The sequence below is a fragment of the Planosporangium thailandense genome (assembly GCF_011947195.1).
Lineage (GTDB): Bacteria > Actinomycetota > Actinomycetes > Mycobacteriales > Micromonosporaceae > Planosporangium > Planosporangium thailandense.
On the sequence record NZ_JAATVY010000002.1, the window covers coordinates 500,834 to 521,153 of the forward strand.

General features: G+C 70.6%; 17 protein-coding genes, 2 tRNA genes and 1 pseudogene. 9 read left to right on the forward strand and 11 right to left on the reverse strand.

Going from position 1 to position 20,320, the window contains the following annotated elements; genetic code table 11:
• Positions 1 to 24: 24 nt before the first annotated feature.
• Complete coding sequence (locus HC031_RS05120; RefSeq protein WP_167923959.1) at positions 25 to 1,677, forward strand: carbamoyltransferase family protein; 1,653 nt, start codon at positions 25 to 27, stop codon at positions 1,675 to 1,677.
• On the forward strand, positions 1,677 to 2,681 hold the full coding sequence (locus HC031_RS05125; protein ID WP_167923960.1) for a glycosyltransferase family 2 protein: 1,005 nt from the start codon (positions 1,677 to 1,679) through the stop codon (positions 2,679 to 2,681). Before HC031_RS05120 ends, HC031_RS05125 begins: the two co-directional genes overlap by 1 nt.
• A gap of 28 nt (positions 2,682 to 2,709) precedes the next feature.
• Here HC031_RS05125 and HC031_RS05130 read toward each other — a convergent pair whose 3' ends face one another.
• From HC031_RS05130 to HC031_RS05145, 4 genes are all read right to left on the reverse strand, one after another.
• Complete coding sequence (locus HC031_RS05130) at positions 2,710 to 4,005, reverse strand: magnesium transporter MgtE N-terminal domain-containing protein (RefSeq protein WP_167923961.1); 1,296 nt, start codon at positions 4,003 to 4,005, stop codon at positions 2,710 to 2,712.
• Between the two features lie 720 nt (positions 4,006 to 4,725).
• Complete coding sequence (locus HC031_RS05135) at positions 4,726 to 5,064, reverse strand: hypothetical protein (RefSeq protein WP_167923962.1); 339 nt, start codon at positions 5,062 to 5,064, stop codon at positions 4,726 to 4,728.
• Positions 5,065 to 5,206: 142 nt separating this feature from the next.
• The gene (locus tag HC031_RS05140) at positions 5,207 to 5,671 is read right to left on the reverse strand and encodes a hypothetical protein (protein WP_167923963.1); all 465 of its coding nucleotides are present in this window, start codon (positions 5,669 to 5,671) and stop codon (positions 5,207 to 5,209) included.
• A gap of 424 nt (positions 5,672 to 6,095) precedes the next feature.
• On the reverse strand, positions 6,096 to 7,082 hold the full coding sequence (locus HC031_RS05145) for a DUF2267 domain-containing protein (RefSeq protein ID WP_167923964.1): 987 nt from the start codon (positions 7,080 to 7,082) through the stop codon (positions 6,096 to 6,098).
• A 222-nt stretch (positions 7,083 to 7,304) separates the two neighbouring features.
• Here HC031_RS05145 and HC031_RS05150 point away from each other — a divergent pair, with 222 nt between their 5' ends.
• Positions 7,305 to 9,131, forward strand: a complete 1,827-nt coding sequence (locus tag HC031_RS05150; RefSeq protein ID WP_167923965.1) for a DUF6311 domain-containing protein — start codon at positions 7,305 to 7,307, stop codon at positions 9,129 to 9,131.
• 26 nt (positions 9,132 to 9,157) lie between these two features.
• Here the strand turns inward: HC031_RS05150 and HC031_RS05155 are convergent, their stop codons facing one another.
• The 3 genes from HC031_RS05155 to HC031_RS05165 all read right to left on the reverse strand — a co-directional run bounded on the left by HC031_RS05155 (position 9,158) and on the right by HC031_RS05165 (position 11,833).
• The gene (locus tag HC031_RS05155) at positions 9,158 to 10,078 is read right to left on the reverse strand and encodes a sensor histidine kinase (RefSeq protein WP_167923966.1); all 921 of its coding nucleotides are present in this window, start codon (positions 10,076 to 10,078) and stop codon (positions 9,158 to 9,160) included.
• Entirely contained in the window at positions 10,075 to 10,968 is an 894-nt protein-coding gene (locus HC031_RS05160; RefSeq protein ID WP_167923967.1) for an MEDS domain-containing protein, read from the reverse strand. The genes HC031_RS05155 and HC031_RS05160 overlap by 4 nt, the downstream gene beginning before the upstream one ends.
• Before the next feature lie 145 nt (positions 10,969 to 11,113).
• The gene (locus HC031_RS05165; protein WP_167924063.1) at positions 11,114 to 11,833 is read right to left on the reverse strand and encodes a ferric iron reductase; all 720 of its coding nucleotides are present in this window, start codon (positions 11,831 to 11,833) and stop codon (positions 11,114 to 11,116) included.
• A 331-nt stretch (positions 11,834 to 12,164) separates the two neighbouring features.
• Between HC031_RS05165 and HC031_RS05170 the strand changes: the two genes are divergently transcribed.
• Positions 12,165 to 13,715 (forward strand): peptide deformylase, encoded by a 1,551-nt coding sequence (locus HC031_RS05170; protein ID WP_167923968.1) that lies wholly within the window; start codon positions 12,165 to 12,167, stop codon positions 13,713 to 13,715.
• A gap of 11 nt (positions 13,716 to 13,726) precedes the next feature.
• On the opposite strand, the gene HC031_RS05175 is transcribed toward HC031_RS05170, so the two are convergent.
• On the reverse strand, positions 13,727 to 14,839 hold the full coding sequence (locus HC031_RS05175) for an FAD-binding oxidoreductase (protein WP_167923969.1): 1,113 nt from the start codon (positions 14,837 to 14,839) through the stop codon (positions 13,727 to 13,729).
• A gap of 319 nt (positions 14,840 to 15,158) precedes the next feature.
• Between HC031_RS05175 and HC031_RS05180 the strand changes: the two genes are divergently transcribed.
• Together HC031_RS05180 and HC031_RS05185 are read left to right on the forward strand one after the other, a co-directional pair.
• Entirely contained in the window at positions 15,159 to 15,965 is an 807-nt protein-coding gene (locus tag HC031_RS05180) for a pyridoxamine 5'-phosphate oxidase family protein (RefSeq protein ID WP_338090484.1), read from the forward strand.
• A 3-nt stretch (positions 15,966 to 15,968) separates the two neighbouring features.
• Positions 15,969 to 16,784, forward strand: a complete 816-nt coding sequence (locus tag HC031_RS05185; protein ID WP_167923970.1) for a CPBP family intramembrane glutamic endopeptidase — start codon at positions 15,969 to 15,971, stop codon at positions 16,782 to 16,784.
• On the opposite strand, the gene HC031_RS05190 is transcribed toward HC031_RS05185, so the two are convergent.
• Positions 16,767 to 18,059 (reverse strand): EcsC family protein, encoded by a 1,293-nt coding sequence (locus tag HC031_RS05190; RefSeq protein ID WP_167923971.1) that lies wholly within the window; start codon positions 18,057 to 18,059, stop codon positions 16,767 to 16,769. The genes HC031_RS05185 and HC031_RS05190 overlap by 18 nt on opposite strands.
• Before the next feature lie 258 nt (positions 18,060 to 18,317).
• Between HC031_RS05190 and HC031_RS05195 the strand changes: the two genes are divergently transcribed.
• Positions 18,318 to 18,408, forward strand: a tRNA-Ser gene (locus HC031_RS05195).
• 37 nt (positions 18,409 to 18,445) lie between these two features.
• Positions 18,446 to 18,521, forward strand: a tRNA-Arg gene (locus tag HC031_RS05200).
• A 73-nt stretch (positions 18,522 to 18,594) separates the two neighbouring features.
• Here the strand turns inward: HC031_RS05200 and HC031_RS34255 are convergent.
• Both HC031_RS34255 and HC031_RS32875 read right to left on the reverse strand, forming a co-directional pair.
• Positions 18,595 to 19,821 (reverse strand): annotated as a pseudogene (locus tag HC031_RS34255) (tyrosine-type recombinase/integrase).
• The gene (locus HC031_RS32875) at positions 19,818 to 20,012 is read right to left on the reverse strand and encodes an excisionase family DNA-binding protein (protein WP_277349625.1); all 195 of its coding nucleotides are present in this window, start codon (positions 20,010 to 20,012) and stop codon (positions 19,818 to 19,820) included. The pseudogene HC031_RS34255 and the gene HC031_RS32875 overlap by 4 nt, the downstream one beginning before the upstream one ends.
• Between HC031_RS32875 and HC031_RS05215 the strand changes: the two genes are divergently transcribed.
• Positions 20,005 to 20,274 carry a GNAT family N-acetyltransferase gene (locus HC031_RS05215; RefSeq protein WP_338090488.1) on the forward strand — a complete coding sequence of 90 codons (270 nt, stop codon included), beginning with the start codon at positions 20,005 to 20,007 and terminating at the stop codon, positions 20,272 to 20,274. The two genes, HC031_RS32875 and HC031_RS05215, sit on opposite strands and share 8 nt — an antisense overlap.
• Positions 20,275 to 20,320: the final 46 nt, after the last annotated feature.

The window sequence follows — 20,320 nt, forward strand, 5'->3', positions numbered from 1 at the left end:
TTTGATGGGGGGTACGAGCGGGCCATGCGTGTGCTGGGTATCAATGCGGTCTTCCATGATCCGTCGGCTGCGGTGGTGGTCGACGGTGCGGTGGTGGCGGCGGCCGAGGAGGAGCGGTTCAGCCGGCGTAAGCACGGCAAGCGGCCGGTGCCGTTTTCGGCGTGGGAGTTGCCGGAGCAGGCGGCGGCCTGGTGTCTGGCGCACGCGGGGATCGACGCCTCCCAGCTGGACGCGGTGGCGTACTCGTTCGATCCGGGGCTGTGCCGGCCGGCCGAGGAGCTGGGTCTCACCGACCCGTGGGACTGGCTGCGGCAGGAGTACGCGAAGCGGGCGCCGGGCTTTCTGGCCTCCGCCCTGCCCGGGTTGGACCCGTCGATCGTGCGGTTCGTGCCGCACCACGCCGCGCACGCGGCGTCGGCGGCGCTGGCCGCGCCGCGGGTCGCCGGGCACGGTGACTGCGCGGTGCTGGTGCTGGACGGGCGGGGGGAGGCGTCCAGCCACCTGGCCGGCGTCTACACCGACGGGGCGTTGCAGCCGCTGTACGCCCAGGCGCTGCCGCACTCGCTGGGGTTGATGTACGAGGACCTGACCGCGCATCTGGGATTTCTGCGCAGCTCGGATGAGTACAAGGTGATGGCGCTGGCCAGCTACGGCCGGCCGCGGTTTCTGCCCGAGCTGCGTGAGCTGGTCACCGCGACCGGGGACGGGGGGTTCCGGGTGGCGCCGATCGACTGGGCGGCGTTGACCAAGCCGGTGCCGCCCGGCGGCGTACCCGGTGAGGAGCACGCCGACCTGGCCAGCAGTGTGCAGACCCGCCTCGAGGAGGTCATCCTCGAGCTGGCGGGCTGGCTGTATGCGGCGTCGGGCGGTAATCGGCACCTGGCGATGGCCGGGGGGACGGCGCTCAACTGTGTGGCCAATGCCCGGCTGGCCGCGCAGGGGCCGTTCGAGACGGTGTGGGTGCAGCCGGCCGCCGGGGACGCCGGCACCGCGCTGGGGGCGGCGCTGCACGTGGCGCGCGGGCTGGGGGACGCGACCCGGCCGATGCCGGGCGCGGACCTCGGCCGCGGCTTCTCCGACGCCGAGATCGAGGCGGAGCTGCGCCGGGCCCGGCTGCCCTACACCCGGCCGGCGTCGATCGCGGACACGGCGGCGGAGGTGCTGGCCGGCAACGGGATCGTGGCGTGGTTTCAAGGGCGCAGCGAGTACGGGCCGCGGGCGTTGGGGCACCGGTCGTTGCTGGCCAACCCGACCGATGCGGACAACACCGAGCGGCTCAACCAGGTCAAGGGCCGCGAACAGTTCCGCCCCGTCGCGCCGATGGTGCTCGCCGAGCGCGCGGCCGACATCTTCGACGGGCTGCTCGACAGCCCGTACATGCTGTTCGTGCAGCAGGTCAAACCGGCCTGGCGCGAGCGCATCCCGGCCGTCACGCACGTGGACGGCACCGCCCGGATCCAGTCGGTCACCGACGACCGCGAACCCCTCGTCGCCGAGTTGCTGCGCGCGTTCGAGGCGCGGACCGGGGTACCGGTGGTGGTCAACACGTCGTTGAACACCGCCGGCCGGCCGATGGTCGACACCCCGTTCGACGTGCTCGAACTGTTCGGATCGGCGCCGATCGACCTGCTGGCCATCGGCCCGTTCGCCGTGCGCCGGGCCGAGGCGTTCCGCTGATGGGCATCGGGGTCTCCGTCGTCATCCCCACTGTGGGCCGGCCCAGCCTGGCCGTGCTGCTGCAGGCGTTGGCCCCGGCCGACGGGGTGCTGCCGCTGCCGCTGGAGGTCATCGTCGTCGACGATCGCCGCCACCCGAGCGGCCCGCTGGTCGAGCTGCCGCCGGCACTGAAGCCGGTCACCCGGATCGTGCCCGGCCGGGCCGCCGGCCCGGCCGCTGCCCGCAACACCGGCTGGCACGCCGCCACCCAGCCGTGGATCGCGTTCTTGGATGACGACGTCATCCCCGCCCCGGACTGGCTGACCACCCTCGCCGACGACCTCGACGTCGACGACCAGGTTGCCGGCGTGCAGGGGGTGGTGGAGGTGCCGCTGCCGGCCGACCGGCGCCCCACCGACTGGGAACGCGTCACCGCCGGGCTGGCGGCCGGCAAATGGATCACCGCCGACATGGCCTATCGCCGCGACGCCCTCGCCGCGGTCGGCGGGTTCGACGAACGCTTCCCTCGAGCCTTCCGCGAAGACGCGGACCTGGCCTACCGCATCCGCCGCGCCGGCGGCACGCTCACCGTCGGCAGCCGCCGGGTCACCCACCCCGTCCGCCCCGAAAGCCCCTGGGTCAGCCTGCGCACCCAGGCCGGCAACGCCGACGACGCCCTGCTGCGCCGCCTCTACGGCCCGCACTGGCGGAACCTGCTACAGGCCCCGCCCGGCCGCCGCCCGCGCCACGCCGGCATCACCGCCGCCGGCCTGACCGCCGCGGCCGCGCTCACCGCCGCCGCCCGGCTGACCGGCCGGCCGCGCCGCGCGGCCCGGGCCGTCGCCGTGCTGGCCGCCGCAGGCTGGCTGGCCGGCACCGCCGAGTTCGCCGCCGCCCGCATCGCCCCCGGTCCCCGCACCCCGGCCGAGATCACCCGCATGGCCGTCACCAGCGCCATCATCCCGCCGTACGCCGTCGCCCACTGGCTCCGCGGCTGGCTCCGGGCCCGCCGCATCACGCCCTGATACGGGCCGCTACCGGACGGCCGGGCCGTCAGTGACGCTGGTGCGCGCGTAGTTCCTCCCGGATGTGTTCCCTCGTCTCCGCCGGCATCTGGCCGAGGACCGCGGCGGCCTGCTCGGTCGACATGACGGCGAGGACGGCCATGGTCCGTTGCGTGGGTAGCTCCGACAACAGGGTGGCGGCCTGCTCCGTCGGCAACTCCTTCAACACGGCCATAGCGCGCGGTGCGGGCAGTTTCGCGAGAACCGCCATCGCCTGCTCGGCAGGGAGATCAGGCAGGACGGCGACCGCCTGTTCGGTCGGCAGCGCGGACACCAGGATGGCGGTCTGCTGCGCCGGAAGCTTTGCCAGGACGGCTGCCGCCTGCCGGTGCGGCATGACGGCCAGAATGGCGATGGCCCGCTGCGCCGACAGTTCCGTCAGCGCCATTGCCGCCTGGTCGGTGGGCATCGCGGACAGCACCGCCACCGCTTCGGGTGCGGGCAGCTCCGAAAGCGCGGCGGCGGCCTGCTCGCCGAGCAGGATGACGGAGAGGGCGGCGGCCTGCTGCGCGGGAAGTTCATTCAGTACGGCCGCTGCCTGGTCTGTCGGCATCGCGGCGACAACGGTGCTCACCCACTCGGGCGAGATGTCATGCGACTCAGTCAGCAGTTCCGCCACACGCTGCGGCGACATATGGCTCAACAGCGTGGCGACCGCCGAAGGCTCCAGCGGTTGAAGGCGCTGCAGGACCAGTGATTCGTCCATTTCGGCCAGCATGGCCGCAGCCTTGTCGGTGGGCATCGCCCTCAACCGCCGAGCGGCGGCGGTACTGTCCATTGCCGCGAGCATCATGGCGGCGTCGAGAACCGGCATGTTCGTGAGCGCGTCAGCCGCCGCGCGTACGGGCATTGCGGCCAGTCGCTCGGCGGTGGAAAAGCCGGCAGGGGCGGTGCGGCTCTGGTCGTTGCCGTTCGAACCGGAATGCGTGCGCGTCGACGCGGTGGCCGCGGACGGGGCGGAGCTCATTTGCGTGGCCGCTCTGCGCCAGGCCATTTTCCACCGCTCCACCTCGGCGGGGTCAGAGACGCCGCAGGCGCGCACGAATGCCTCGACCGATTCCAGTCGTGGCAGATGACGACCGCGTTCGGCGTCGGCTGCCGTACTGCGGGGAAGCGAGAGAAATGAGCCCTCGCCTTTCCGGAGTTTCTTTGCCTCGTCTTCCAGAGCTCGCAAGGAGGGCCTCCCCATCCACACTCGGAGGCGGCGCAATTGTTGGCCGAGGTCGCTGACCGTGTTCACGGCCTCCGGTTGCGGTTCCAAGCTTGACGTCAGGGTTTCCGTCATCGTCATCCCTCCCGCGAGCGTCCGGTGCTGTCCGGCGCTGTCCGACGATGGTTGATCCGATCTGCGTCGGTCAGAGTACGCCCTAAATGGCCGTTTTACCCGAAGTGCCTGGTCGCGCTGGGTGTCGCACCGTCGTCGCGGTGGGCCTGCCGTCTGTCCGCGTCCGACCGTGGCGAATTTCGGCAGCGCCCGCCATGCCGCCGAGCGGCGGAAGAACGCTGGCGCGACAAGGCCCCCCACACTGGCCCCTCCCAGGCGGCCCGACCACGCCTAGCGTCGTACGCGAATGTCGCGTGAGAACGTCAACGGGGAGGCTTCGGTAAATGCGGCAGTGCTGGTCACGGCGCATCCGCTGTCGTCAGGATGCGGCCGTCAGCAGGTACGCGGGCGCGGTCGTCGGCGACGGGCAGTGGTCATGAGTGACCACAACCCCCTCCGCCCCGACTGGCTCTGCGGCGGGTGCGGGCAGCGCTGGCCGTGTCGCACGCGGAAGTCGCAGCTACTGGCGGAATACCACGGCGCCCGCGCCTGTCTCGTGCTGCTGATGCGGACGTACTTCTGCGACGCGGCGCAGGAGCTTGCCGAGGACCGCGCCGGGGACCTCCACGAGCGGTTCCTCGGCTGGCTGGGCTCTGCATGTCGTCCGGGTTGCGCGGGCCGGGCACCTCAGCCTGCGCCGGGCCCGTCCACCCGAGACGGTGACGCCGGATCGTGAGGGTTTCAGCGCTTCCGGCCTATGACCGGCTCCTTGCGGGGCGACTCAGCCGCGTCCAGTCGTTCGAGAATGTTGACGATCTCCGGCATCAGCGCCCGCGCGAGTGCCGGAGCCAGGGCGTCGGCGAGGGCGGGGACAAGAGCGCTGCCGAGAAGGACCCGGTCGAGTCCGGACGACTCGGCAAGGGCGCGGGACAGGGACACGGTGGCCGCTTCGGTCAGCGCGTTCGTCACGGCGTCATGGCGCATGATGCTGTCGACGCTCGGTTCCGCGCTGGTCGCCATCTCCCTTGTGAGCTCGTCGAGCAGCGGCTCCACCGAACCGGCCACCGGCTTGTCCGCCATCATTCCTCCCAATCTTGTCCGCTGCCGCCCGGTTGCCGGCATACCCGGCACCGGACGGCAACGTTCGACAGTCCTGAACACGTTTCCGTAAGGGGCGGTGTGTACGGCGCCCTGGGCGCGGGAGTTACGTCCTCAGCTCGGCCTAGCGGCGGTTGGCCATCATCGCCAGCACGATCGGGCCGACATCCATGCCGCGGCTTTCGCGATCGCGGGACATCATGGCGACGACCATCGGGGCGATCCCGTCCCAGCGCTCTTCGTGGTGGTGGGCGAACAGGGACACCAGAAGAGGGCCGACCATGCCCGTGCGCTCTCCGCCGCTGGCGAGCATCGCCAGTACGGCCGGGCTGATCGTCTCCTTGTGCGGCGCACGGGCGCGGACCATCATCGCCAGCACCACCGGATCGATGTCCTGGCTTCGCTCCTCCTGGCTCCGGCTCATCATGGCGAGCATCATGGGATTGATCTCTTCGCGGTGCTCCTCGTGACGGGCCATCAGTGCGGCCAGCAGGAGAGGTTGGATGACACGCTGGCCGTTACCCTGCTCCCGCGTGTCTCGGGTCTCTCGGATGTCACGCGCTTCATCGTGCTTCGTGGTTGACGTCATGGTCTTCCTCCGGATTCGCCTCGCGGTGAGGTCTTCGGTCCTGCTGGGATCGCGGAGCGCGATGACGTACGAGTGATCGATGACGTACGAGTGATGCGACTGACCTCGGGTCGGGGCGTTCGACGACGGGTCCCGTCTCCCGCGTACGCGTCGATGTACCTCCTTCGGCTTCGACACCTGAATACGCTGATCCGCAGTGAGTGGTGAGAGTTGGCCATTGGCGCGTCGCCGGCGCTCGACCGCCAGAGTGTCCGGGCGCGACCGCCAGCAGAGATCAATCGTGTATTGCCTTGCCACGGGAACCGCGTGCTGTTACTGACCAGCGCGGACCGCTTTAAACCGGGTGCGTCGGCGGCCGCGGGCGCGGCACGGGCGCAGTTCCGTGGCCGGTGCGGTGGTTCAGCCGGCCGTGGCCGGTGCGGCGTCAGCCGGCGGCCATTCCGGCGCCCGCCTCGAGGACGGCGGCGTCGACGCGGCGGGCGAGCTCGACATCCGATCTGGTGACGGCGCCGACGCTGGTCGTACGCACGACGAGGCTGGCGGTGTCGGGGCGTTCACGGCCGATGTGCGGCCCGCGCCCGACCTCCTCCCGCAGCCGGGCCAGCCGCCGCAGCACCCGGTCGAGGTTCTCCGGCGGCAGCACGATCTCGCGGATGAGGGCGCGGCGGTCCCCCGACCACAGGGGCAGGCTGGACAGCGCTTCGCGCACCTCGTCGTCGGTGAGCGGCGCCGGCTGCTCCGTCGGGCCGGCCACCAGGCCACCTCCGACCGGTGGAGGGGCCATCAGATTGTGCAGATAGTCGGGCAGGTCAAGCGATTCGATCAGCTCATGGTCCTGCTCGTCCATCGTGCTGAGGACGGCCTGGGCCTGGTACCGCGCCTGGTCGCGTTCCCGGTGCACGATCGTGCCGATCTGGATCAGGAAGCCGTTGAGATCCAGCGGCGCGTACGGCACGTTGATCGCGTAGTCGTCATGCAGTTCGGTCGGTACGGCGTCCAGGAACTGCCGGCGGTCGTCCTCCTTGAGCGCGCGGGCGAGGACGGTCGTGGTCGCCTCGGCGGCCAGCCGCGCGTGATCGAAATCCAGGTCGGCGCGTCTGCCCACCTCGCTGATCAGGTCGCGGTAGCGGATCCAGCCGGGATTGGTCGACGCCATGCCCACCTCCTGGGGGTGCCATTTCGGCCATGGCGGGGTGGGCTGCGGAGGCGTTCCTTCGGCGGGCTTGTGGGGCACCGGCTTGTGCGAGCCGGCCGGCGGCGGACCGCCCCGGTGCGAGTGCTCGGTGTGCTCGGGCTGCTTGGAGGAGCCCAACGTGACTCCGGCTTCGCTCGGCGCCCTACCTTCCTCGCGGGCTCGCCGGGCAAGCGCCCGGCGGCGCTGGTTGTCGCCTTCCATCTGCTTGCCGCCCATTGCCGGGAGCTTCCCGTCGGTTGCCGGCCTAATCCTCTCCGGCAGGAAGGTTGGCTGCGCACGAGCCGGCAACACGATCCGGCAACACGCGATCCGGCGTTACGACCCCGTGTTGGGTGGGCCACGTTCGGGGGTAGGCCGTACAGCTGCCCCGGACAAGCCGGTCGGCGGCGCTCGGCGCGGTTCCGTAGGCTGGCTGGTACGTGAAACACTGAATCTCCCATGACGACCGATCACGCCAGCCTCGGCACCCAGTCGCTCCGGACCGGCGCCGACCGGTCCGTTCCGGCGTCCCCGCGGGTGCGTGACAGGCGCGCCGGCGACTGGCTCGCCGCGATCGGGTACGCGTTGCTGGCGTTGGCCGTGACCGTTCAGCTCTGGCTGCACCCCACCGGCGCGATTCTGCAGGAAAACCAGCAGGACGAGGTCCAGTTCGAGTGGATGTTGGCCAACGCCGTCCGCACGCTGCGACACCTGTGCGACCCCTTCTTCACCGACGTCGTCAACGCGCCGTTCGGGGTCAACCTGATGGCCAACACGTCGACGTGGGGGCTGACCCTGCCGCTGGCGCCGATGACCGCGCTGTTCGGCGCGCCGGTGTCGTTCCGGATCATGCTGACGGCGGCGTTCTTCGGCACCGCGTTGAGCTGGTACCACGTGTTGTCCCGGCGCGTCGTCGCGTCGCGGATCGCCGCTTTCGTGGGCGGGGCGTTCTGCGCCTTCGCGCCGGGCATGCTCGGCCAGGGCACCGGCCATCCGAACGTGGTCGCACAGTTCCTGCTGCCGTTCATCGTGCTCGTCGTGTTGGACCTGCGGAAGCCGGCGGACCGGGTCCGCAACGGCCTGCTCCTGGCCGGGCTGGTCACGTACCAGTTCTTCATCAACGAGGAGGTTCTGCTCCTCGCGGCGCTCGCTCTCGGCGTGTTCGTCGTGGCGTACTGGGTGCAGCGGCGGGACGTGGTCACGCCTCTGCTGCGCAGCTCCCTGGTGAGCCTCGCGCTGACCACCGTCGTGGTCTCGGTGATCGTGGCCTACCCGCTGTACCGGCAGTTCTTCGGCCGCCAGAGCTACCACGGCCTGCCCGAGTGGGTGCTCGAGTACAACACCGACCTCGCCTCGTACGTCGGGTACGCGCAGCAGTCGCTGGCGGGCACGAAGGCCGGTGCTGAGCACCTGGCCCAGGGCGTCTCCGAGCAGAACACGTTCTACGGCTGGGGCCTGCCGGTTCTGGTGCTGATGATCGTGGCGGCGCTGTGGCGGCGCGCCGTCGTGCGGGCGCTCGCGCTGACCGCCGCGGTGTTCGTGCTCCTGTCGCTCGGCCAGTACGTGGTGGTCGAGGGCGAGAAGACCCCGTACGCCGGGCCGTGGCGGCTGCTGGCGGAGCTGCCGTTGTTCGACACCGTCGTGCCGACCCGCCTTTCGCTGGTCGTCATTCCGATCGTGGGTGTGCTGCTGGCGCTCTTCGTCGATTGGATCATGGTCGAAGGTGGCCGCGGCGTCGGCTCGGCCGGCGCGCGCGGCGCCTGGAGCCCGCTTCGTGTGCTGGGCATCGGGGCGCTGGCGGCGTCGTTGGTGCCGCTGCTGCCGACCCCGCTGACCGTGACGCCGCGGCAGCCGGCCCCGCGGTTCTTCTCGACCGGCGCGTGGCATCACAGCGTGCCCGACGGTGCGACGGTCGGCCTGCTGCCGTTCGGCTGGCAGAGCGATGTGACCAGCATGCAGTGGCAGACCGAGCAGGGCTTCCGCTTCAAGATCCTGGGCGGGTACTTCCTGGGCCCCGATCCGACCCGCGACGACCGGCGGGGCGGGTACGGCGCCGGTCCGTACCTGGTCCGCACCGTGCTCGCCGAGGGCCGTCAGGGCGGGCGGAGGCTCTCCGGCCAGGAGCGGCAACACTGCCTGCAGCAGTTGCGCAGCTGGCATGCGACCGTGCTGCTGCTGCCCGAGAACGCGCCGAACGCCGCCGCCGTCCGCGAGGGCGCCGAGCAGATCTTCGGGCCGGGGCGGCACGTCGAGGACGTCTGGGTCTGGCGGGTTCCCGGCGCCTGACCGCCGTCGGATCAGGCGCGGGGCGCTCAGTGCAGGCGCAGGTACAGCCGGACGGTCGTCCCGTCCGGCCGGGAGCGGATCTCGACCATGTCGCACAGCTGACGGGTGATCCACATGCCGTGGCCGCCCTCGCTGTCGGGGTTGGGCGGCACGAGTCTGAACAGCCCCTCGGTGGCCTGGCCGGCGTCGAACACCTCGCACATCAGATAGTGCTGGTCGCGCCACACCCGTACCTGCCCGCTGCCGGCTCCGTGGCGGATCGCGTTCGTCGCGACCTCGTTGACCGCGAGGATCAGGTCGTCGAGGCGCTCGGCCGGCAGTCCGAGCCGGCTGGCCTGCGCGACCACGAACCGGCGTACGGGCGCCGGGTCACCGTCGAAGTCCAGCGCCGCGTACCGGCCCTCGGGGGCGGGCGGAAGCTGCGTCTCCCACTGGGCGCAGAACCCGCGGGGATCGACGTACTCGGCGTTGTTGTCCGTGCCGTTGAGCAGCGGGTGGGTGCGCCGGGCGTCGGCGAGCACCTCCGGCGAGAGCAGGCGTTGATCGTACGAGCAGATCATCCAGGCCGGGGCCGTGGCGAGGGCGACGTTGAGGCTGGCCTCGAACCGCCTCCAGCCGGCTGTCTCCAGCGGGGTCCACCCGGTCCAGACCGGCTCGCCGACGACGCGCACCCGTTCCTGCCCCTCGCGGCGCTCCTGCACGTACCGGTGGCAGGCGGCCAGCGTGCGGCCGGGGGCGTCGTACCACCGCGCCGGCTCGACGAACTGCACGTCGTTGGCGGCCTTGCCCAGCTCCTGGCGGAGCAGTCCGGAGTTGGTCTCGGTGGTCACCGCGAGGACCGGCTCGCCCCGGCCCAGCCCCTCGGTGATGAACGGCAGGACCGCGGCCAGGAACTGTTGGGAGTCGCGGTAGATGAGCGCCTGGTGCCTCAGGGCGGGGCCGATCATGTCCCTACCCCCTCGGCCTCGTCGGTGAAGCGCAGGCCCGGCGTCCGGTCCCAACCGACAACTTCGAACACTTTACGTAAACCTGGCGCGAGCTGTTCGATGACCAAGTGCCGCCCCGGTGCGAGGTCGGCGGCGGCGTGCACGATGGCCCTTACCCCGGCTACGTCGATAAATTCGAGTTCACTGAGATTGAGATGAAGATTCTGGACGGGCCAGCGGTTGGCCAGTCGCAGTGTCGTGGTGAAGGCCCCGACGGTCATCACGTCGATGTTGCCGATGATCTTCAGGCCGCGCGGGAGGTAGGTCGGGACGATCCGCATCCGGTGGTCGTCGTGCAGCGGGTCGATCTGGACCACCTGCGGATGGCAGGCGATCATGCCGGTGACGGCCGACGGGTCGAAGACCCGCTGGTCGTACTGGCAGATGGCGGCGAGTTCGCGGGAGTGGAAGGCCCGGGCCAGGCGGTGCTCGAAATCCACCAGGGCCCGCTCGTCGGCGACCGGTCGCAGGTCCGAGGTCATCTCGCCGCTGATGCGCAGCCCCGGGTAGCCCGCGTCGCGGGCCTGCCGCACCTCCACCCAGAGAGTGGTGATCACCACGTCGGGCTCGAACCGGCCGTCGAAGAGGTAGTTGTTGTTGATCGGCCGGATCTCCAGCCGGCCCTCGTCGACCATCCGGCCGGTCTCCACGCCGCTGTCGGCGAGCCAGGATCCGATCATGTCGGGCGCCGTCTGGTCGGCGTAGTAGATGACGCGTTCGCCTCGGGCCAGCCCGTCGACGATGTACGTGGTCAGCACCTCGCGCTGCTCGTCGTCGCTGGAGAACGGCAGGCACAGGTGATCGCCCAGTCGCACCTTGCGGACCTGCCTGGTCTTACTGGAGCTCACCATGCTCACCTCCCCGCGGCCCGGTACTGAGGTCAACTTACCGGGGCTCGACGTGACATCGACGCCGACGTCCGCAAGCGCCGGCAACAAGTGCCTACCCGTGGTGATCGAGAGCGTAAACAGCCCGGCCGACGGGTACCCGGAAGGGTCAGGCCTTGGTGATGACGCAGCCGGAGCAGATCCTGGGCTGCGGGAGGGTGAAAGCCAGGCAGCAGGTGTGCCGGCGCACCTCCAGGCGGCCCGACGCGCGCGGTGTCAGATCCACCAGGCCGCTCAGGCCGAGGGTGTCCAGCAGTGTGGTGGCGGTGTCCAGCGTCGACCCGGGCAGTACGTCGGCCGTCCGGGAGACGGCGTGGGCGACGCCTGAGGCGAGCGATCCCCAGAGGGTGCGCGTGCCGAGGTGCAGTCGGGTGTGGAGGCGGTCGACGATCGGGGCCAGGTGGGCGTCGATCAACGACGAGCGCAGCGCCGCCAGCAGCGCCGCTTCGTCGGGTACGGCGCGGATACCGGGGGCGTCGAGCGCGGCGACCGGGTCACCCGCCAGGACGACGACCTCCGGGTCGTCCAGGCCGGCGCGAAGCAGGGGCTGCCGGTCCTGGTACGTCACCATCACCTGCGACGGCTCCAGCAGTGGCACCCGGCGGGCGGTGGCGTACCCGAGCACGGCGGGCAGCGACGCCCAGTACGAGTAGCACTTCCACGCCAATGCGGCGGCGACGTGCGGGGACGCTTCCCAGCGCCGGCCGGCGGCGGCGAGCAGTTCGTCGAGCGCGTCGCCATGGATCAGTTCGCTGGCCGGCGTCCAGCCGGTGCGGTCGGTGACGTAGAGACCCGGGGCCAGGCCGTGTACCGGGTAGTGGCCGGCCATCGCCGTGAGGGCACCGAGTACCGGGGCCAGCGGCGCGACCGCGGCAGGGCTGACGGCGGTCACCGTCGGCCGCCAACCGGCCCGCGTGTGCCTGTCACCGTGTTCCCTTACCCCCCGTTTGCGCGATCAAGCGCCACGATAGCTCGGGTTAGGCAGCCCTAACCAGCTGCCGGTGGAGGGCGGGGACGGTGTACGGAAAGCGGATGTTACATCGACGTACGGCGATTTGTCTCTGATTTGTCGGCATCGTGTCTCGATCGGCCGGGGTGGACCGGGCCACGGTGAGACTGGTCGGACCGGCACGCAGTCGACAGCACGGGGACTGGGGCGGATGGGCACCGGTGACTCGCCCGCGCAGCGGGCCTGCGACGCCTTCGTCGATGAGCTCGTACGCTGGCGCGTCAACCGGGGCATGTCCAAGAAGAACCTGGCCGCGGCCATGGGATTCGACCCGTCGTACGTCAGCCACGTGGAGGCGCGCCGGCACCGCCCGACCGCCGACTTCGCCCGGCGGGCCGAAGCCGTGCTGTGCGCCGACGGCACCATCTGGCAGCGGTTCCGCGAGTACGACCGGTTGCGCGCCAGCAGCCGGGCGCGGGCCCGGACCGTGAGCCGGGACCCGCCCGTACCCGAGCAGTGGCAGCCACCCGGCGCCGGCCTGATCGTCGAGCGGGAGATCGCGGAGCTGACGTACCTGGACGGGGAGTACGCCTGCCGGGTGCGCCGGGCGCTCTACAACGCCGGCCGGGAGCCGGTCACCCGCTACCTCATCCGCATCGCCGTCGACCGGTACCCCGGGCAGCCCGACCTGTCCAACCGGCACTACCGCGACCACCCGCTGGGCTGGGACGAGCTTCGACTGCGCGCCAACAGCGACGGCGAGGAGATGGAATGGCGGCCCAAGAGCGACCGGGACGCGTTCAAGGAGGTCTGGCTGCTGTTCGAGAACGCCGGCGGGCGGTTCCCGCTCTACCCCGGACAGCGCGCCGAGATCGAGTACTCCTACCGCGTCGGGGTCGACAAGTGGGGGCAGTGGTTCCAGCGCGCGGTCCGCCTGCCGACCCACCGCCTGCTCGTACGGCTGTCGTTCCCGGTCGCGCTCCGGCCCGTGGTGTGGGGCGTCGAGACGTCGCTGTCGGCGGAGGCCGAGGCCGTACCGCTGCGTACGCCGATCGAGCAGGAGGTGACCGGCGACCGGGTGGTGTTCTCCTGGCGCACCGACACCCCGCTGCTGCACGCCCGGTACCGGCTGGAATGGCGGTTACGGGCCCAGGAGGAGCCGGCGGCCAGGGTGAACGAGGGACCGTCGCAGGCGGGCGAGCGGCCGCCGCGGGCCAGCGACCGGATGCGGGCGGCCGGCATCGTGCAGCGGGGCGCGGAGGTGCTGCGCAGTCCGGCGCGCCGCTTCGACCTGCCCCGGCAGGAGTTCCTCGCGCGTGGCGTCGTGACGCGCCTGTTCACCGCGCTCGACCGGGTCGGCTCCATGCACCCGTTCAGCAAGGGGATGGGGCTGGCCGCCCCACAGCTCAACCTGAGCTGGGCCGTGGCCGTCGTACGCCCGTCCGACCCGGACGCGCAGCCCATCATCCTGCTCAACCCGCGCGTCCTCGAGGTCTCGCCGCGATCCGACGAGCGCTACGAGGGCTGCCTGTCGTTCTTTGACGTGCGCGGCATGGTCAGCCGGCCGCTGTGGGCCGAGGTGGAGAGCTTCCTGCCCGACGGCAGCCCGGTGATCAAGCGGTACGAGCTGGGGCTCGCCCGGCTGGTGCTGCACGAGATCGACCACCTCGACGGGCGGCTGTACGTCGACCGGATGCCGCCCCGCGCCCCGCTGGTACCCGTGGAGGAGTACCAGGAGACCGGCCGGCCCTGGCAGTACTGAAGCCGTGGACGCTACATGTCGCCGAACGCGTCGTACTTGATGCGGATCGAGGGCACCCGCAGCTCGGCCAGGGTGCGCATGGTGGCCTTGACCATGTCGGGCGAGCCCGAGACGAAGACGTCGTGGTTGTCCCACGGCCCGTACCGGCCGACGACGTCGGAGATGTTGCCCTCCTCGCCGCCCCAGCCCGGGTCGTTGCTGCACGCCGGGATCACCTGCAGCCAGGGGAACCGTTCCGCGGCGGCCAGGAGCGTCTCCAGGTCGTACAGGTCGTCGCGGTCGCGCGCGCCGACGAAGAGGTTGACCCAGCGGTTGCGGTTGTACCCGGCCAGCACCTCCAGCATCGCCTTGATCGGCGCGAGCCCGGTGCCGCCGGCGACGAACACGATGTCGCGCGTCGACTGGCGGTTCAGCGTCATCGACCCCATCGGCGCGGCCAGCTTGAGCATGTCGCCGGGCTGGAGCTTGCGGACCAGGGCGCTGGAGACCCAGCCCGCGCCCACCGCGCGGACGTGGAAGTCGATGGTGCCGTCGGACCGCCGGGCGTTGGCGGGCGAGTACGGCCGCCACAGTCGCGGCTGGTAGTGGGTCTCGACGCTGAGGTACTGGCCCGCCTCGTACTCGAGGGGCTGCATGGTGTGGCAGGTGAAGACCGCGATGTCGCGGCTGCGTCGCTCGTGCGCGACCACCTCGGCGTGCCAGTACGGCGGGTTGCCGGCATCCTCTTCGGCGCCGCGCTGCATCGCGGCGGCGATCTGGTCGTACCCGTCGCGCCAGGCCTGCTCGTACGCCGGCGACCACTGCTCGCCGCAGTACGTGCGCAGCGCGTCCAGCAGGGCGAACCGTACGGTCTCGTAGTGCTGCGGCTCAGTGTGGAACTTGCGGTGGTCGCGGCCGAGCGAGCGTAAGTACTCGCCGAACCGCACGGGGTCGTCGACGGTCTGGATCGAGCTGACGATCGCGTCGAGCAGGCGCGCCCGCTGCACGTCCATGTGTACCGGGAACAGGTCGCGCAGCTGCGGGTCGGACAGAAACATGCGGGCGTAGAAGTGGCTCGCGACCTTGTCCTGCCGATCTTCGACGAGCGCCCAGCTCTCCTTCAGCAGGTGCGACAAACTGTTCATCCACGCCCTCGATTTGCTCGGCCCTCGCGTAGCCCAGGTCGGCGCCGGTCGGGTCTGGCGAGGCCGCACGCCGACGCTGTCCGCCGGCCTGCGGCCTCATCCACTGGTATGGCCATGGCACGTGATTGGTCACACGTGTGTGGTCATGTGTCGTGCGTGCCGTAACTTACCCTGCGCAAACTCGTTAATCTGGCGTCGCACTACGTGTGCGACAAAGTACCTTTGATCATGCAATTTCCCCTTCGTTATGTAAGGGTGTCCCCGTGTGGTCATGTGAAACGTGCGGCCGGAGAACCTGTACTCCGACCAGAGGAGCGTTGTGGACCGCACGAACACTTGGCCCGGCTCGGCCGGTGAGCACCTACTCCAGGAGCGGTACGGCACCGCCGAGCGGGCTCACCGGTTCTACTCCCAGCAGGTGCTCGACCATCTGAACGAGCGCATGCGGGAGTTCGTCGCCGAGCAGGAGATGATGTTCGTCGCGACCTCCGACGCCAACGGGGAGTGCGACAACACCTTCCGTGCCGGACCCGCCGGCTTCGTGCGGGTACTCGACGACGACCTCCTGACGTGGCCGGAGTACCGGGGCAACGGCGTGCTGGCGAGCCTCGGCAACATCAGCGAGAACCCGCACGTCGGGCTGCTGTTCGTCGATTTCGTACGCCACGTCATCGGGCTGCACGTCAACGGCCGGGCCACGGTCGTCGACGATGCCGAGATGCGAGCGCAGTGCCCGGACCTCGAGGTCGACGACGTCCCCGGGCGCCGCCCGGAGCGGTGGGTCCTCGTGGAGATCGAAGAGGCGTACATCCACTGCGCCAAGCACATCCCCCGCATGACGAAGGTGCCGCGCGAGCGCGTCTGGGGCACCGATGACACCCGCCGCAAGGGCGGTGACTTCTTCGCCGCCTCCCAGGAGGCCCGGCCCTGGACGGTCGAGACGCCGGCCCGGCGGCTTCCGCTGCCGCGCCCGCAGCCGGCCAACGTGGGAGCGGCGGCCCGGATGGCCGAGGCGGCGGAGGCGGTGCGCATGGCCGAGGCGGACTGGACCGCTGAGGTCGCCCGCGTGGCGCGTACCGCCGAAGCAGCGCGGATCGCCGAGGGTGCGCGTACCGAGGTTCAATAACGCATGCCCGAGCCGACGACCACCGGTAGACCCGATCTCCATGGCGAGCCCGTGGAGGTCGGCCGACGCCGGGTGCTGCGCGCCGAGGTGTGGCTGGTGCTGGGCGTCTCGCTGGGCCAGTCCGGGGTGTACGCGGCGGTCTCCCTGATCGCCAAGCTGACCGCGAGCAAGCCGCTCAGCCAGCAGCACGCCACCCTCAACCCTTCGCAGGCGCCGGGCCGGCCGTGGCTCGACCTCACCTACCAACTGCTCGGCATCTTCTTCGCGGTCGTACCCGCGCTGCTGGCGGTGCATCTGCTCAGCCGCGACGCCGACACGGTGGGGAGCGTGCGGGCCCGGCTCGGCATCGACCTGCGTCGGCCGGGGTTCGATCTGGGTACGGGCGCCGGGCTCGCCGCCGTGATCGGCATCCCGGGTCTCGGGCTGTACCTCGTCGCGCGGGCCCTCGGGCTCAACGCGACCGTCGTGCCCGCCGCGCTGCCGTCCGCGTGGTGGGCGATCCCGGTGCTCGTCCTGTCGGCCGCCCAGAACGCCGTGCTCGAGGAGGTCGTGGTCGTCGGGTACCTGCTCACGCGGCTGCGCCAGCTCGGCTGGTCGGCCGTCGCAGCCGTGGCCGCGAGCGCGCTGCTACGCGGCTCCTACCACCTGTACCAGGGGTTCGGAGCCTTCGTGGGCAACGCCGTGATGGGCGTCGTCTTCGCGCTGTTCTTCCGGCGGACGCGACGGGTCGCGCCGCTCATCGTGGCCCACACGATCCTCGACGTGGTCTCCTTCGTCGGGTACGCCCTCCTCGGCAACCGGCTACCGTTCCTGCGCTGACCGTCCGTAGAACTTCATCGCCCGAGCGGCCAACTGTTCGGAGGCGCGGGCGTCCAGGACGGCCGTGAGCACCGCGCCGGCACCGGGCACGAGCCGGGACGCTCGGCGTGCGATGAGCGTCCGCAGCAGGGCGCGCCCCGCGACCCGGGCCACCGGCAGGGTCACCTGGGGCGCAGGGTTGCCCGCGTCACCCGCCGTGCGGGCGGCCGTCTCGCGGGCCGTCGCGACCGCCTCGCGGGCCGTAGCAAGGTCCGGGTGTACGCCCTGGAGCATCAGCAGTTCGACCGCGCGCTCCGGATCCGCCGGGTCCCGCCCGTACGCCGCGGCGATGTCGAGCGCCATCCGCGCCTGGGTCCACAGGAGGGCCGCGGTCTGCGCGAGTACGGCCACCGGCCCGAGCAGCCCCGCCACCGCACCCTGCGTACGGGCCTGGCGTACGCCCTGGGACGCCGCGATCCGGGCCAGGCCGTTGATCGTGGCCGTCGGGTAGGTGTCGCGGAGCCAGGCCAGGTGCGTCCGTGACTGCGGGCCGAGGTGCTCGACCGCGGCCAGGGCGAGCAGTTCCGCCGCGTACCCGGGGGTCGCCTTGATCGTCGACCACAGCCGTGTCGGCGAGGGTGGTGCCGACCACAGCGGCGCGGGTGGCCTCGGGACGGGCCGGGGCGGCTCGGCCTTCTCCGTCGCCTGGGTTTTCACTGCCGGCTGGGTTTTCTCTGCCGGTGTGGTCGCCGTCGGTGGGGTGGCCTTCGCGGCTGCCTTGGTTGCAGCCTTCGTGGCCTTCTTCACAGGTTTGGCGGCTGCTTCCGGCTGGGGAGCGGCCGGGCCCGCCTCGTCGGCCGCCGGCTGGGCCTGCGGCGACGGCGCGCCTGCGGTCGGCGGTGTCGGGGTCGTGGCCGGCGGTGCCAGACTGGTGGCCGGTGTCGCCTCGGTGGGCGCTGCTCCCGCCGCCTTCTTCGCGGCCTTCCGGGCCGTTTTCCTGGTCGGCGTCTTGGCCTGTGGGCTGCCGGCGGCCGTCACGTTCCCGGCCTTGGCCGTCACGTTCCCAGTCTTGGCCGGCCGCTTACGCGGGGGCTCGGCGGATGCCGCCGGCGCGTCGGCGCCCTGCGGAGGCGCGACCGGCGGGACGAAGGTCGCCGGTGGGATCCTGGCTGCTCGGGGCCGCCTGCTGGCATCGCCACCCGTCGGCCCGGCTGCCGCGGACGAGTCGGACACGTCGTTCGGCTTCGCCTCGGCGGCGGGCTTACGGGGGGTCGCCGGCTCTTTGTCGTCCTCCATGGTCCGAGATTAGTGCCGACCGCCGCCGCGTGGGCTACCAAGAGCGATCGCGTTTCGATGATGGCGGCCCCTCGCCCGTGGCCCTCTCCGAGGCGTGCCTCAGGGGCTCGGAACAAAGTGTTATGAAGGCCACATCACCGCCGCGACGTGGGTCCGCTGGGCGGCTGAGCGCGAACGACGTGCCGAAGTGATACCCGCTTTGCCCGGCCAGGCACTTTGCCTGTATCCTCGTTCGGCGGTGGCCCGCGTGGTCGCCATGGAGGCTTCGCCTAGTCTGGTCTATGGCGCCGCACTGCTAATGCGGTTTGGGTCTTAAAGCCCATCCCGGGTTCGAATCCCGGAGCCTCCGCGCTTCGGCCGGTATGTGTACACTGGCCGAGCAGCAAGCGCCCGTAGCTCAACGGATAGAGCATCTGACTACGGATCAGAAGGTTAGGGGTTCGAGTCCCTTCGGGCGCGCCACAGGTGAGGGGCCATCTCGGGTGGTCGAGGTGGCCCCTTTGCCATCCCGTACAGCAGCGAAGTACAGCAACGCTCATGATCCGTCCAAGCTCTCGCCGAGCCGCTTGAGCGCGTCCCGGGTCGCCTTGGAGCTGGCCTTGGCGTAGATCTCCATCGTGATCGAGAACTGCGCGTGCCGGAGGATCTGCATCACCACCCGAGGGTGTACGTCCAGGTCGACAAGAAGCGACCCGCAGGTGCGCCGGGCGTCGTGAACGGTTATGCGCGGTACTTCAGCCCGTCGTACCCAGGCGTCGAAGGCGCGGTTGAAGTTGCGCGGCTCGATCGGGGTGCCGTGGCGGGCGGTGAAGACCAGGTCGTCGTCGTTCCACCACTCGTCCCCGGCCGCGGCCCGTGCCGCCTCCTGCTGGGCCCGCCGCAGCCGCAGCGCGGAGATACATAGTGCGGGGAGCGGGAGGGTGGCGTCCGACTCTTCGGTCTTGGTCTTGCGTCGGACCAGTTCCCCGCCGATGCGTTGCAGCTGCCAGTTGACCGTCAGTGTGCCGGCGTCGAGGTCGAGGTCGTCCCAGCCGAGGCCCAGGACCTCGCCCTTGCGGAGCCCGAGCACGAGGATCAGCACGTACGCGGCGTAGAGGGGATCACCGCCGCGGCGGACCGCTTCCAGGAACCAGCGTGCTTCCTCGCTCTCCCACCGCTTTCCGGCCCGTTTTCGGCCCTTCGGCAGCTTGATTAGCGTGGCGAGGTTCTTGCTCACCAGCTCCTCGGTCGCGGCCTGGGCGAGGGCGGCCCGGAGCGTGGCCCATATGCCCTTCATGGTCGAGGCCGACGGCTGCTTGTTGCAGCACCGGCCCAGGGCGCAGCACCGACGACGGCTCTCTGGTCGGGCAGCGTCCTTGCCATGGGTACAGCACAGGCAGGACCGGGCAACACTGTTGATCTAGGTTTGAACCTCGCGGACCTGGAGCCGGTCCAGGCGCTTGCTGCCGAGCCCCGGCACGAGGTAGAGCCGGGTGAACATCTCGTAGTAGACGTAGGTGGCTGGCGCCAGGTTCGGCTTGACCACCTCGCGTAGCCAGTAGTCGAGGAAGCTCGCGACGGTCGGGACTTTTGTGGCCACCGGGCCCTTTCGGGCGTCGGCCTGTAGTTTGATCCACTTGTTGTGGACGTCCTCGCGGGTCTTGCCGTAGACGTACTTGCGAGTTCGTTTGCCATCGGGCTTGGTGACCCAGACGTAGGCGGCGAAGCCGTTGCGGTAGGGGAAGATCGAGCCTTCCCCATTGGCCCGCGCGCGGCCGGTCATGCCGCCTCCTCGGCACGGCGGCGGACGTACTCGTCGACCCATTCCGGCAGGATTCGGCGGTACTTGCCGTCCTTGAGTGAGCGGATCTCGCCGGTGGCGATGAGCATCTTGGTCTTGGACAAGCCATAGCCGAGCATCTCGGCGACCTCGGCCGGGCTGTGCCACTTGCGGTTGATCGCGGTGGTGGTCAACCTTCCTCCTTCCTGGACTTTGGTCGACTTCGGCTTTCGGAAGCTGGGCCTGCACAGGATCTCCGCGGCCATCGGCCCCGACAATGCTTCATCCATCGCAGTTGTCGATCACCTCGGCATGCAGTACGAGGGCCGCATCCGCGACCACGTCTACACCAACGGTGCCTGGCGGGATTCCCGGCTCTACTCCGTCCTTGCCTCCGAATGGTCGTTTGGCGCGGGTGTACATACAGTCGCGGGTAGGACGCCATCGCGGAAGTGATGGCGCCCGCATTGGTCCTGTAGGAGGTTGCCGAGTTGCCGCAGTC